At 42.5% G+C, this 13575-nt stretch carries 9 protein-coding genes and 2 pseudogenes; 4 read left to right on the top strand and 7 right to left on the bottom strand.

All coding sequences use genetic code 11. The annotated features are described in order from the left end of the window. Window positions 1–209: 209 nt before the first annotated feature. Entirely contained in the window at window positions 210–839 is a 630-nt protein-coding gene (locus tag IJ00_RS26495; protein ID WP_035159866.1) for a DUF6753 family protein, read from the bottom strand. After that, window positions 829–1581 (bottom strand): hypothetical protein, encoded by a 753-nt coding sequence (locus IJ00_RS26490; protein ID WP_144416136.1) that lies wholly within the window; start codon window positions 1579–1581, stop codon window positions 829–831. Before IJ00_RS26490 ends, IJ00_RS26495 begins: the two co-directional genes overlap by 11 nt. Before the next feature lie 64 nt (window positions 1582–1645). Here IJ00_RS26490 and IJ00_RS26485 point away from each other — a divergent pair, with 64 nt between their 5' ends. After that, window positions 1646–3916 (top strand): type IV secretory system conjugative DNA transfer family protein, encoded by a 2271-nt coding sequence (locus tag IJ00_RS26485; RefSeq protein WP_046815075.1) that lies wholly within the window; start codon window positions 1646–1648, stop codon window positions 3914–3916. Window positions 3917–4462: 546 nt separating this feature from the next. Here the strand turns inward: IJ00_RS26485 and parA are convergent. From parA to IJ00_RS27995, 3 genes and pseudogenes are all read right to left on the bottom strand, one after another. Continuing rightward, window positions 4463–5152, bottom strand: coding sequence for a ParA family partition ATPase (gene parA, locus IJ00_RS26480; RefSeq protein WP_035159860.1), 690 nt, complete (start codon window positions 5150–5152; stop codon window positions 4463–4465). Window positions 5153–5301: 149 nt separating this feature from the next. Beyond that, window positions 5302–8320: pseudogene (locus IJ00_RS26475) on the bottom strand (Tn3 family transposase). A gap of 59 nt (window positions 8321–8379) precedes the next feature. Next, a pseudogene (locus IJ00_RS27995) lies at window positions 8380–8580 on the bottom strand (tyrosine-type recombinase/integrase); the annotation flags it as partial. Between the two features lie 98 nt (window positions 8581–8678). Between IJ00_RS27995 and IJ00_RS29800 the strand changes: the two are divergent. Continuing rightward, the gene (locus tag IJ00_RS29800; protein WP_238178555.1) at window positions 8679–9164 is read left to right on the top strand and encodes a hypothetical protein; all 486 of its coding nucleotides are present in this window, start codon (window positions 8679–8681) and stop codon (window positions 9162–9164) included. A 138-nt stretch (window positions 9165–9302) separates the two neighbouring features. Then, entirely contained in the window at window positions 9303–10001 is a 699-nt protein-coding gene (locus IJ00_RS29795) for an IS4 family transposase (protein ID WP_339366997.1), read from the top strand. Between the two features lie 7 nt (window positions 10002–10008). Here the strand turns inward: IJ00_RS29795 and IJ00_RS26460 are convergent, their stop codons facing one another. Next, window positions 10009–10407 carry a tyrosine-type recombinase/integrase gene (locus IJ00_RS26460; protein WP_082127477.1) on the bottom strand — a complete coding sequence of 133 codons (399 nt, stop codon included), beginning with the start codon at window positions 10405–10407 and terminating at the stop codon, window positions 10009–10011. Between the two features lie 399 nt (window positions 10408–10806). Further along, the gene (locus IJ00_RS26455; protein WP_144416135.1) at window positions 10807–11058 is read right to left on the bottom strand and encodes a hypothetical protein; all 252 of its coding nucleotides are present in this window, start codon (window positions 11056–11058) and stop codon (window positions 10807–10809) included. Between the two features lie 1298 nt (window positions 11059–12356). Here IJ00_RS26455 and IJ00_RS26450 point away from each other — a divergent pair. Next, entirely contained in the window at window positions 12357–13556 is a 1200-nt protein-coding gene (locus tag IJ00_RS26450) for an ISAzo13 family transposase (protein ID WP_082127446.1), read from the top strand. The last annotated feature ends 19 nt before the right edge of the window (window positions 13557–13575 follow it).

The following is a 13575-nucleotide window of genomic DNA, read 5'->3' as shown; positions in this document are numbered from 1 at the left end:
TTGTATCCGGAAATCTTGACAAATAGTTTACTTCCTTTTACGCAACAACCTATATCCTTTATATTCCTTCCCGGAGAGCGCTGCAATATGACAAAGCCGCTAATCAACGAGAAAATGGGCTTTTTCGTCTTGTCCGGCACAAAAATCTATCTTTTGGGTGAGAAAGTTTAAGACCGATGCCCACAGATATCACCCTTACGGTTATCCCCCTACCCTCCTTTGGCGATCGCACCGTTGATGGCTTGTAACAGTAGGTAATTCAAGATGCTGCTCAGGGTGAGTAGCGTCAATAAGATGATCAGCCACGGCGGCAGATGCAATCGGTTAACGGTCGATTTCGTGGTCGTGGCGAGGAGCTTGTTCAGCCGCTCGCCCTGCTGCTTCTGGGTGGTTTGTATGCTCTGTAATTGGGCCGAGAGTTCTTGTAGCTGTGAGGTTTGATTCGAGACTCTGGACAGCAGGGGTGATTTGCTCAACAAGGTGCTGAGTTCTGTCCAACACGCCGTTGAGGTGGTCAAGGCGCTCACGAGCTGCTGCGCGGTTTGCGCCAGCAGCATCTCCTGCTCGGACTTGCGAATAATTGCGTCCAGCGTATCCAGATTGATCTGACTCCATTCCTCAAGCTCCTGTTGAAAATCTACAAACAACGTCTGCCAGTCCTGGGGAGCATCCTCAATGAGGAGTTGCAGATGGTTTAGGGCAATCATAATGATGAACAGTTCATCCTGAGGGCTGATACCCAGGCGCAGTACCAAATCGAGAACACGGGCTTTGGTAGTATCATCCCGCCCTACCAGCACCCGGTCGAGTAAGTCTTGACTGGTGCGGCTAGTTGACATGGGCGAACACCTCCGTTTTTGCGAAGGCGGCATAAGATTCCCGCAAAAACTTGCGGATGCGCTGCTTCTCAATGATGCCGAAGTCTTCACGAGCGAGGGCTACGCCATAGCTGAGAGATTCGCTATCCAAGCGGTGACGCACCATTGACCCATTCAACACCGGAAAATCAATCACGGTGGCTTGCAGAGTTTTGAGCAGTTTTTGAATGGCTTCATGCTGCTCGAAAGCATCAAATTCTTCGGAACGTCCAAAATTGCGAACGATGGTGTAGCGCATCTTGTCCTGGTACAGTTCCAGAGTTTTTTGCAGCAGGTTTAAACTATCGAAACCGGAATCAGTGACGAACCACAAATGGAAACGTACCCCTACCTCCGGCGCAATCTCTAAAATTTCGTTTTTCTCCAACCAGTCTTTAAAAGGCTGGTGTACCTGGGCGGGCATATTTACCACCACAAGGTTATTCATAGCCTCATTAAAGAGAGAATTCGCTGCATCCTCGTATTTATTGGCTTCACTGAAAATAGCCAACTTTACGGGTAAAAGGTCTTTATAGCGACGATAGCAGTCCGGGTTATTGCGATCCGTATCAAAAGCAATAAAGGGCGTATTATGGTCAAGCAGATACTGGTACACAGTACTGCACACCATCGATTTTCCAACACCACCCTTGGGATTGTAAACAATCACGGCATCCATGATGGGGGATAAATTTTTGTAAACGACAACCAATAAAAAGAGCAAGGCTCTTTTATACCAATTCTACAATGGTCATAGAGCAGGCGAGATATTAGATAGTGTCGATTGTATGCCGGACATCGATACACATTGCCAGGTAGGCAATACCGTTTTCGCCTTTTCTCCTCTGCTCGCTACAACTGGTTGTTGTTTAAGGGGAATCATGAAATTTTTTTCCAGCCTGGAGCGGCTGTTTGAAGAGTTACTGGAACGATGGATAGACCCTATTTCCGAATGGGAACATCGTTTTGAAAATTTTTGGACAAATGTTTTAGTATCGTGGGCGGTGATAGGTGTGTGGGGGCTGTTTGCCCTGCTCTGGATGAACCTGGTGTCCGCCCACAGTTTTTTCCGTTTTCTGGATCAAAGTGGCCTGCTGCTGTATTTCTGCGGCGGTGTGTTGGTGGTAGCGTGCTTCTACTTTGCATGGAAGCCCGTAGCAAAGGGACGCACCATTGGTTTGTTTGTCGTATGGCTGGTAATTTTAGGGATGAACGCGCAAACCCCTGCCCATATGCAAACCGCTTCCGCTGATGGGCAGTGGTTGGTACATTTTTGCAAAGCTCTCTATTCCACCCATCCGTTTTATCTGGGCGGATGGTATGGACTAACCGCATGGCAAACGCTGGTGCTGGTGTTTCGCCATCACAAAGCCAAACAGCCCCATTACTGGGGATTGCTGCTCAGTGGGTTTATCCTGCTGACGATCATCTACCTGATTAGCCCTGGTCTTGGGTTCTTATTCGCCCTGACCGTGCCCAATGAGTTTTTCAATCGTTGGCTGCAATCCACTGCCGAGAATGATATCCACATCCGGGGTAGTAAGCTCACCCCCAGCAAAAAAGCCCGTTATGCGTACCGCAAACGTCTGGGAGCAGATGCCCGCGCCTCAGAACAAACTTTTCTCCTCGGTAACGTGGATATTCCCGTGCAAGAACTTACCACACACTTAGTAGCGTGTGGTTCCTCCGGTTCAGGAAAGTCCATCACGCTCAAGCTCATTATGCAAGCCTGTCTGCCGCTCATCACCCCGGACAGTATCTTCCGTGCCGTGGTGTTTGACCCGAAACATAACGCCCAGGGAGAAATCCTCGGCATTGACGGAATACAAGGAGAAGTGCTGAATTTTAATGCCTTCCAGCACGGCGCTTGCCGCTATGACATGGCAAAAGATTTTGTCACCCCAACCCACGCCCAAGCGTTCGCCGATATCCTGATTCCCGAACCGAAAAGCGCGGAACGGGGAGATAGGTTTTTCCGAGATGCCGCTATCAATATCCTCACCGGAGTAACCTTGCTGTTTATCATCAATGCTCCAGGACAATGGCGGCTGGCGGATATTGTCCGTGCCTTCGGTAGCGAGAAGATATTGAGCGCACTACTGACGAGCGATCCGCAAACGGCGTTCTACCTAAATTCGTTGGGCAGCGAAAAAACATCTGCAAACATTTTAGCCAGCGTCTGTGCGGAGATATATCGCTACCTGCCCATTGCGGCGCTGTGGGAACACGCACCGCGCAGTGCCAGCGTTCGTGAATGGCTGAATGGCGGGCAAATATGGCTCTTAGGCGAGGATGAAGAAGCTAGACCAGCCATGAATGCCTTGAATCGTCTGATTCTGACCAGAATGAGCCAATCACTACTCAAAGAGACAGACTACCCTGAACCGCGCACCTTCCTGTTTCTCGACGAACTTCAGAGTATCCACGTAGAAGCCTTACAAGAAATTGCTACCAAGGGGCGCAGCAAGGGGATTTGTCTGATTGCGGCTTTCCAGAGCATCCAAGGGATGTACAACCGTTATGGCAAAGAGGTCTCGGACAGCATCTTGGGACAAATTCGTCACAAAGCATTTTTAAAAATGTCGGATGCCCCCAGCGCACAATGGGCTTGTGCCCAAATGGGAGATGCCGAAGTGAAGCGTCAGCAAGCGACCAGTTCGTTTAGCCGTGGTGTTGGGGGTTTAATTACCTGGAGCGATCGCACGGGCGGCAGTCAAAGCATCCAACAAACCCCCGTGGTCATGGCGAGCGAGTTTATCAACATCCCTCCGGTGCATCCGCCAACCAACCAAGGGCTAACCGGATTTTATCAAACAAGCATCAATTACAAGGACTACATCCCGTGGGACAAACTCCATCCGCTGCTGCAACCAGCCGCGACCGTGGATATTCACCCTGCCCCACCCGACTGGCAACGCCTGGAACCTTGGAGGGAAGATGATTGGGAACGGTTAGGCATTGCCGAGGTTATGCACAAGCTCAATACCGAGAACACCATGCCCATGCCGCCTCCACCACCCGCTATGCCCGATTACCCCTCCTGGCTAAGTGGGGACTAACCCTTCACAAACGATCCGTGCGTGGGAATCACCTATTTCCCACGCATCGCGTGTGCCAGTCACCTATTTTCAAGATGGTTACAGGCGCGGGGTATCACCTGAACCGATGCCTGCTAATCACGTATTTTGGACTTCCCAGACAACGCGGGGATTCTCTCCGCACCCCTAAACCACAAGGGGCGAAAGATACGAATTCGTGGCACAGAAGCTGGTTTTAAGAAAAAATAATCTCAACATACTGTTAAAACTATATATACTGTTTTGATAGTTTTTTCAACGCAAAATATCTATAGGGAACCTCTAAATAACTCCAAAATCGTCATTCCTGACTTTGCTGTAATCCTCATAACTCATGCTTTAGCAGGCTCAAGGGAGTCGCTGAAACTGTTCCGCCAAAGGCGAAGGTTTAAAACCGTCCCATGGAAAATCAATCAGACAGGACACACATCATGTGCGGGGTAACAGCATTTTGCTGAATAAATATGAGGTGCCCTATACTTGAAAATAATTAAAACGGTACAAACAGAATAAACTATATAAATGGTTTTAACTATTTTTCTTTTTTTTCTTCTTCGTCGCAATTCCTAAAATTTCCAGCACCTCATCCGCCAAATTTTCAACTTCCGATATCGCAGCTGTCGCCTTGTTGCCCAAATTATGAACCGTCTGACCGAAAACAGCAGACTGTCGATAAACCTGCCGATGCTGAATTTGTGTTTTAGCAAGGGGAATTTCAAACTCTGGTAGCACTTGTAAACATTCCTGCGCCAAAGTTGTTTTAGGTTGGCACTGGTTTAGCACAAGCCTAGATTGCAACGTGTCATTAAAATCAGCAACGTTTTGGATCACCTGCTTAATACCAACAGCCGCCCACATATCAAGCGGCGAGGGAATAATTGGTACTAAAGCAACATCTGAAATTAGCAGGGCGGATTGAGGCACAGGAGAATCTGCCGCAGGAGGACAATCGATAAGAATGAAGTCATAATCATCAACAAACTTTTTGACTTCTCTATGAACTTTTGCGTTAGCTGCACTCAACCCAACAACGGAAGCAGGAAAAGGAATTTCGTCATCAGCAGATGCAGCCCAACGGGTGGCTGTTCCTTGCGGATCGGCATCAACAACAAGCACTTTGTTACCACGTCGTGCGATCGCACCAGCAAGCTGCATCGTCGTCGTTGTCTTCCCAGAACCACCTTTTTGGTTCACGATTGCAATAATCTTAGCTGTCATGGCGTTAACGGTATAAATCCTTTAAACTATACAAACAGTTTTTACCGTTTATAGTATTTGTATTAATCAGATGATTATCGACATTCTTGGGGGTAAAGACAAGATACGCGCAAAATTTATCACGACGTAAAGTTTTGCAACAAATTTACTCAAAAGCCTAAATTTAACTTTTCCTCTAGTGCTGGTGGAATCGCATCGAGATCAATCAGATAATCACCAAAACGCTTGATGTGACTGGTTAAATAAGGACTCAAAGCCGCTAAATCTTCTCGCTCCCAGAAAAAACCTTCTTTTCTAAGCTGAAGCAAAACCTCAGTTAAATCAACCACATTATGGAAAATAACAGCATTAGCTACTAAATCACCGTACTTAATCGTCTTCTCTTGCTGTTCAGGGTCATTACTAGCAATCACCCCTTCTCCTCCAAAACAAAACCATTTAGAAAAGCCATTATAAGCTTCTACTTTATTAGTCATTGCTGTAATTTGTTGACGTAACTTTTGGTCAGAGATGAACTGTAATAAAAAAACAGTCCTAATAACTCTGCCTAACTCTCGAAACGCTTGATAAAGTTTATTCTTCCGACTATAGTTTCCTAACTTTCGTAACAACATATCTGAAGAAATTTTGCCTGATTTAATAGAAAGAACCACTCGCAATAAATCTGACCAATGAGTTTTGATAAGTTCCCAATTAATTACCCCTTTAAATAGAGAATCAATATGCTGATAAACTGTCTCCTTATCAGGACGATAGAAAACCAAATCTTGCCAATTTCTAATGCGAGGCATAAGTTGAATACCTAACAAATAAGATAAAGCAAAGACAGGAGTAGACTGTCCTTGAGTATCAGCATGAATAATCGACGGTTGAATGTCCGATTTGTTCTTGAGAAGTCCTTCAATAATATATACAGCCTCCCAAGTTCCACAAGGAATAAAATGGCTAAATAGGGCTATATAACTATCAGCAACATGATGATAAGCAATTCCACCATAACCACCATAGCGAATATGATATTCCGAAAGTAAATTTTGCTCGTATAAGTCATATTTAGTTCCATCAGCAGCAGCTGTCGTGCCGTCTCCCCAGAACTTAGTTAAAGGCATCACATTGTAACGGTTGATAATATCTACTAGGGCAGCATTAAGTCCTTTTAAACTGATATGTCTCTGGTTAACAAAAGTGAGCATTCTTGACGTAACAACGCCTCTCATGTGACGCGCCGCTTGCGCCGCTCCTAAATTGCATCCATAAGTAAAAGTAGTTAACAAATAGCGTTCTGTAGACCGTTCTAATTTTGAATCAGAACCACTCACTGGACCAAAATGTCGGGTAAAATTTGTCCAATAGTCCACATCTGTGAGAATATCAATTAAGTTACGCTCTGGCATTCTTTCAGAAATTACAGCCTCTAAGTTTTTGAGAGAAGCACTCTCACGATTAGCTAATGGACGTTTTAAAACAGGTTCTCCTTGGTCGCTAATAACAACAGATGTATTGTTGGGATAGCCTTGATCAATTTCCGATGCTGTTTGGGTTAATGAATTTTTTAGATTCTCGACAAAATCTTCAGCCTGAGTAGGAAAGCCTAATTGTTGACAGTATGCTTCAACTAATGGCTGACAGTCCTTCCAAGAAAGTAACTGTTCTCGATAGTCAGCATAAGCCTCACTGTTAAAGACGCAAATATCCCCTGACTTTAGTTCAGCAGCTACATAAGAAAAAATACAAATCTCGAAATGGCGACGCATCACTTTGGTGACATCTTTAGACTGAACTAGCACTAGCTTTTGCCATTGCTGTGAAATAAAAGATAAGTCAACTTCCGTTCCTATCCACTCCCCCCTTCGATGAGAATTAGAAAGTAAAATTTCCACGGCTTTAACCAATTTATCGTCACTACTGGTAGATTCTATCTTGAGAAATTTAAATACCCGAAAGAAAGCACTACGATGACTTTTATAAAATCGCCATAATAAAGGAAAGTAATTATTGCCTTGATAAGCATTAATTTCTTCACACTCAGTTAATAGTTGTTCAACTCCTCCCGTTTTATTGAAGATATTTTGCAATTGCTCTAATGGTTTTGAATCGGGGGCATCTTCATTGAAAACTACTAGAACATCGGTGAGGACAGATACTAGTTTTTCTGTGGTTATCTGCTGTCTTTTTCTGATAGAGTCTAATTCCTCAATAGCTAGATTATGGATTTTTTTCATCTGTTTGAGGAACATTTCTACTAGGTAATCACGAGTCTGTACTTGAGCGGAATAGATGAGACAAAGAAGTAATGTTAATTGCTTATTCAGAGTAATATTCTTCATCTCGGAAGCAGTAAGAGCTTTAGCTTCCGAGGTAAAATGTTTAATTTTCGCCCTAGTTAGTCCTTGAAGATAAGGAGCGATTTCTCCCAGTGTTTCTAACCAAGTTAAATGGGCAATTAAATCATTAAGATGATTTCGACTTGATTTTTGAGGAAGTTTTTTTAGGTCATTATAAGGACTGCGTTCAACTGCTGCGTAATTATCTAATAAATCTTTTAATCGCTGGATATATTCAGGTTTAAGTTGACTAATTACCTGGGATCAAGGGTTATGTGCCTCCTAAACCTTTATCTGGCGGGGTTTAGAGGCGATTGTCGCCCCTTGAAATTTTTTGGTTTACTTCTTTTCTGAGATGATTAACTAAACGGTCTAAGGTATTAAAACCAGGTAGTTCATAGCGTTCTTTGACAACCTCCTCAATGGCTACATTGATTAAATCGGCTGGATTATCCATCCTTAATGCCGATTCAGTGATAACTGCTGTGATTAGAGCCTTGCCTTTTTGATTAAAAGGAATCACCTGGAGATAAGAGCGAATCACTTTTTTGTGACGGGATAAAGTTGGTGGATATTGATAGCTAAAACTCTTATCTTCTCGAAGATCCAATGCCGTCCGAATATGGTTGATAATAGTGAGAGGGATGTCCGCTATTTTGGGGAAATAGCCTAATCTCTGAAATACTTTGAGTAAAACTAGCAGATTAAAATAGTTCTCTTCCCCAGTCGTAACTTTTAAGGCAAATGCTATCTCTATCCTAGTGGGAGTGTAAATTTTATCGAGTTCATTGGCGGTATAGTACCGTTTGAATCTGGGATAAGCTGTGCGTTCAATTGATGCCACGAGTGAGAGAAAAGATGGTTATTTTCAGTTTACAGGAGCATTGTTATCGCTCCCTCAACTCAATCTGTCCAAAAAGATTCAAATCTTTGGGGGGACATTTGCGTGTAGCGGACTGTATGGTGAATGTTCTTATGTCCTAAGTAGTCCTGAATCGCCCTAGTATCATGTCCTTGTGAAGCAAGATAATAGCCACAAGCATGACGCAGTTGATGGGGATGAACAGATTCATTAAGTCCGGCTAATTCTCCGGCTCTGGCGATTCGTGACAAGTTAAGGTTTTTGAGGTTTTGTCAAGAGCAGTATAGAGGGACTCAAAAAGCTGAGAAACTAGTAATAGTGCATCTTTTGGTTCAAAATCATGCCAACCAAAAAACCGAGAAACCCTGACCATGTTCGTCGTCGAAACACCCCACTTGCGGATAATGAAGCAATAAGCGAACACTTAAAAAATTTGCTGAGTCCAGCAATATACGCTCAAAGTGCCTATTATCGAAGCCTTGGATTACGCGACCGTATACTTAATCTGTCATTAATGGTTGCAGCGATGTTAACTGTGATTTGGCGGCAAGTAGCATCAGTACATGAACTAACTCGAATGTTGGAGCAGGAGGAATTGTTATGGGGTAAAGCTGTTAAAGTATCACAGCAGGGGTTGTCACAGAGGTTTCTCAGTTTTCCAGCAGAACTATTTGAACGAGTGTTTCACGATTTGTTACCATTGTTGAAATCGCGTTGGCTTCTTCGCGAAAAACGAACCCTACCAGCAGCAGTCAAATATGCCAAGAAGCATTTTGTGAATATATGGATTGCGGACGGGGTCAACACTCGAAGCTTTATTTCGTAAATGATAGTTTAAAAGATGTTCCACAAGTAAGTTAGCCGGCAAAATATGTACAGTGATTGATTTGTTAACACGATTACCCGTACAAGTTTGGTTTCATACTAATCCCTTAGCACATGATACTAATTTTCTCGATGTTTAATTAATATTGCTAGTGCTAAAACCTTGCTAGTTCTCGACCGTGGCTTTTATGATTTTGGTTTTTTCTTGCGCTTGATTGCCAAACAGGTTGATTTTATTACTCGCATCAAATCAAATGCAGTATTTGATGTTGAGCGAATTTTCAGCTACGACTACACACTTCGAGACCGGATAATTTCCTTCAACACAGAGGATAAACACCAAAAAATATTACGTTTACGTCTCATTGAAGTCAAGCAAGGCAAGACTTGGTATGCCTATGTTACTTCAGTTTTAGATCCTCAAATTCTTCCACCTTATGTCGTTGCCGATCTTTATGCGAAACGATGGAGAATCGAAGAGGCATTTAATACTGCCAAACGCTTGCTGGGGTTAAGTTATCTCTGGACAGGTTCTGTCAATGGTGTCAAGCTTCAAGTTTGGGCAACTTGGTTATTTTATGCAGTTTTAATCGACCTTGCAGATGCTGTTGCTGATGAAATAGCCCTCCCGTTTGAACGCATTTCTTTAGAGATGATTTTTCGTGGGCTTTACCATTTTAATCATGCTTATAACAAGGGTCGAGCAACCGATCCAGTTTTATTTTTTGCTGCTCCAGAGAACAAAAACCTTGATGTTGTTAAGACAATACGAAAAGAGCCTCAAACCCTTGACTTATCGCCTTTTCCTTTACCCTTGACAATTCCTGCTTTTCCTTAACTTGTTACTAATCGGCTCTGGCTATAATGTGACGGATAGTTCGGGTGGACAGGGGAGCTTTGCGCTCGGAGACAAACACATACTGGGTTTCAGGATAATCTCGTTTAATTTGACGTAATGCCCTCAATTCAGGGGCGCGTAGGGGATGAGTGCTATCATGCCCATGTTTTACTCTTCTTATCTCGATATAGCCGTCGTTCAAATCAATTTGTGACCATTTCAGAGAAACTAACTCTGCCGTGCGAAACCCATGCCGAAACATGAGTAAAATAATCGCTGCATCTCGAACTCCATGCCTTCCGAATGAATGCGCCCCTTTGATCATCGCCTCAACTTCCTTTGGACGCAAATATTCCCGCTCTCGCTTTGACGCTACTTTTACAGGGGGATGAGGGTGAGAAATCATCTTTGCCGAAAAGGGAAGTTGGGGTAGTTGGGAAAGAATGGCTGAAAGCTTTATTGTCTGTTTCTCTCTTCATTATACATTGCCTAAATTGACTCAATTTAGGCAATGTTTGAATGTTTGAAAGACATCAATACATGGCTACTTTACACAACTTTACATCGTGATAAATTTTGCGCGTATCTTGTCTTTACCCCTAAAATGCAGGAAAGCGATCGCCCTTCCAACTACACACCCCACGCATCAATGTTGCCTCATCTACAAGGAAATATAGGAAAGCGATCGCCCTCCCAACTACGCACCCCATCCATACATCAATATCGCCTCATCTACAATGAAATGCAGGAAAGCGATCGCCTATCGGTATGTCATGAGCGATCGCACCCCCATCAGCCTAAGCCATTAATCTTTATCTTCAGGTTGTGCGGGAGCATCCTTCTTCTGGTCTGGGGCAAGAGTTTGAGTTTGAGCAGCTTTCAAGAAAATATCGGCAATCCCTAAAAGAAAAGCGGCATTGGAGGGGTTTCCACTGGCACACATCCAGGTACCGAGACATGCAACAGAAAAAGCTGCTAGCCTTGCCATAATTGAATAAGCAGCATCAAAGCGCTTCAGCTTATCGGGAATAATATCTTGCGATTTTTTTGATATCATAGATTTATGATTCTCCTTAACGTGGGTGAAAATTTGGGTTTTGTAATTCAAAGCACGAGACTGTAATTTCATTTCCAGTTTTTGACCTCCGTTTTGTGGGGATATTGTTGAAATTAGACAAACTATTTCTGCGATGCTGATTGCCGTTAGCGATCGCAGATGAAGATTTAGCCCGGAAGTGATTGCAGTTGCTTCTGGGCTCTTCTATATAGTGATTTTTCCTTTGAAAAAAATATTGATAGATGCTCCCAAAATGCATAGATAATTTCGAGCGACAAGCAGATCGGAATTCATAATAGGTTTTCATTCCTTATGTTACCATTACTTAAATCTCAGCGACATATAAATATGATAACTCAAGTTTAAATGCTATTTAAAAATTGCGAACAAAGAATAAAGAACAATCTTGAAATCGAGTAATAAAGTTAGTTTTGTGCCTTGCAAGCCTTGCCTGGTATGCTTTGGCGAATAAGTTGTACTGTCGTATATAAATTTCTAGTAGTAGCGAATAAGTATAAAAAATATGTATACACAAATGTGGATACAAATGTAAATACAAATTTAAATACGATTTTAAAGGAAGCATTTATTTTCGACATCACGACTTTTTTAGAGCAACAATATAATAGAATTTGTAGCACTATATAATTGTGTTTCTTCCAAAACTGTATGCTCCAATGTAAACACAAATGTAGATATAGGAATCCTACTTGAATCTTACTAAGTACACTGAGAAACAAACCTTTATATAGCAAGCTTATAACCAGCTTGGTTGTTCAGAAATCAAATAGGAGTCCTATACAAGGAATAGCAATTTTCACTTGCAAAATATTTCAGGAGGTAAATATCTTGAGTAATTTTCGACCTTGACGGAGTAGTTACAATCAACCCAAGCTTATTTTTCTCAAACTTCATTAAACTGAGTTTACAAAATCTGTATCCATCTTACACGTCTAAAAAAATACACATTAAATAAAATTACGTAGAAAACATGCTAACTCTTCCACGAAAAAATCGTTTTCCTGTAGGATTTCAATTTATTTCTTTGTGGACACAATCCATATTAGACTTCTTGCGAAAATGCTTGAAATATCATGTTGAGCGAAGGGAAATATCTCGTGAGATTCATTGCTACACTGCATTACAGACCCTCCAGTAAGCCGCAAGATACAGAATGATATCCACAACTTTTCGACCTTTGCAAGAAGTCTCTTAGAGACCTCCACAGAATGATTGATCCTATGATGAGAGAAAGATAATTTCAGTGTGCAGCCTACCTCATGTCTCCAAAATCTATCATTCAACTCACCGAAAATCTAAAATCTCTTTACATCAAAACAGCGAAAAAACTCAAGGGAAGCGACCGACGACAATTCATGGCAGAAGTGGTCAAAGGGTTGGGAATAGGTGGACAGACTTTAGTAGAACGTGAATTGGGGTGGAATAGACGCACTATCCGTAAAGGGATGCAGGAGTTAGAGAGTGGTCAGCCTTTTATTGATGGTTTCGAGCGTAGTGGACGTAGGCGGGTGGAAACAAAATTACCAAACTTGTTGTCGGATATTAAATCTTTAGTAGACCCACAAAGCCAAACTGACCCCAGCTTTAAAAGTATCCGTTTATATACACGCATGACTGCAAGTGAAGTACGTCGTCAGCTAATTGAACAATGTGGTTATAGTGACGAAGAACTACCTTCATCAGAGACAATTCGACGACGATTGAATGATTTGGGTTATACCTTAAAACGAGTTCTTAAAACTAAGCCTACCAAGAAGATTCCAGAAACAGAAGCCATTTTTGAACAAGTCGAGCAAATCAATACTGAAGCTGATAATGATCCTCATACTCTGCGAATCTCCATTGATGCGAAGGTGGCAGTTAAAGTTGGAGAATTTGACAGAGGTGGAAAAACTCGCGTACCGACTATCTCCCTAGACCATGATTTTGCTCCAGAAACAACCCTTATTCCCTACGGAATTTTTTTACCTGAATACAACGAATTATTTCTATTTTTCGTTTCTTCAAAATTGACTGCTGATTGTATTGTTGACATAGTTGAAAGCTGGTGGCAAAGCATTAAACATCGATTTACTCACATTCAAAAACTGGTAATTAATCAAGATAATGGACCAGAAAATCATTCCCGTCGTACCCAATTCATGAAGCGCATTATTGACTTTGCTACATCGTCTAAACTGTCATTGCAACTTGCTTATTATCCCCCTTATCATAGCAAATATAATCCAGTGGAGCGTTGTTTTGGCTGGTTAGAGCAGCATTGGAATGGTAGTTTAGTTGACACTGTTGAAGCGGTACTGAATTTCGCTAAAACCCTTACCTTTAAAGGACAAAATCCAGTGGTGACTCTAGTTGAAAAAGTCTATTCTACTGGGGTTAAGCTGACAAACAAAGCGATGGCGGAAGTCGAAAAACAGATTTATCGTCTTCCCAATCTCAGAAAATGGTTTGTGGAAGTTTTTGCTAAACCAGCATAACCACTGGATCATCTTTTTT

The sequence above is a fragment of the Calothrix sp. 336/3 genome (assembly GCF_000734895.2).
GTDB lineage: Bacteria > Cyanobacteriota > Cyanobacteriia > Cyanobacteriales > Nostocaceae > 336-3.
Note: the sequence above shows the minus strand (reverse complement) of the source record. Positions and strands in the feature narration are given on the sequence as shown.